The organism is Massilia sp. TSP1-1-2 (genome assembly GCF_049896185.1).
In the GTDB taxonomy this organism is placed as follows: Bacteria; Pseudomonadota; Gammaproteobacteria; order Burkholderiales; family Burkholderiaceae_D; genus Telluria_A.
On record NZ_JAFCTU010000154.1, the window covers coordinates 1 to 832 of the forward strand.

Genomic DNA, 832 nt, shown 5'->3' on the forward strand with positions numbered 1-832 from the left:
TTTACTGGCCGCCGCCTGCTGCCAGTCCATGCCCACTTCGGCAATCATGACCGGTTTGCTGTAGCGCGCGATCATGTGGAGGCCATCGGGGCCGCGCTTGATCGACACCAAGCGTATGCCATCCTGGCGCAACCTGCCGAACAGTAAAAAATAACCGGGGTCTTCCACCAGCACGGTGTCGCCAGCTTGCAAAAAGCTACGGCAAATCAAGTCGATTGCATGGGTGCCGCCAAAGGTGGTGAGGATGTGGCCGGCGTCAAAGGCAGCGCCGAAGCCGCGCAGCAGCAGGGCGATGTGCTCGCGTAGTTCCGGTAGCCCCTGGGGCGGACAGCGCGAAGCCATGCCGGCAGGGCTGCGTGCCAGGGCTCGTTGCACGGCGGCGGCCGGCACCGCGTCTTGCAGCCAGGTCGGCGGCAATGCTCCGCTACTTGCCAGCAATACCCCCTCGCGCTGATCGTTTGCTTGCTGCGCCAACCAGACGGGCTCCTGCTCCTCGCCCGCTTCAAGTGCCACCTCGTCGGGAATCGACCTGGCCTCGTTGCTTGTGCAGACAAAAAATCCTGCCGTGCCATGAGAATCAATGATGCCTGCGGCAACCAGCCTGTCGTAGGCGACCACGACGGTGTTGGTGCTGATTGCCAACTGGGTGGCAAGCTGGCGTATTGACGGCAGTTTGGCGCCACCGGGCAGGGCGCGGCTCTCGACCATGTGGCGCAGCTTTGTTTCAATCTGCTTGGAGAGGGCGATGGGAGAGGAGCGGTCGATGGTGAACATGGTAAAAGTTTAGCGCAAAAATATCACGGCCAGGACCAGCAAGATGGCGCCCATGGTC

General features: G+C 61.9%; 1 protein-coding gene. It reads right to left on the minus strand.

Features of this window, described 5'->3' with window-relative positions:
* Nucleotides 1-774 (minus strand): aminotransferase class I/II-fold pyridoxal phosphate-dependent enzyme (locus ACP7BV_RS27425; protein ID WP_426108071.1); only part of this gene is annotated, 774 nt, incomplete at its 3' end.
* Between the last annotated feature and the right edge of the window lie 58 nt (nucleotides 775-832).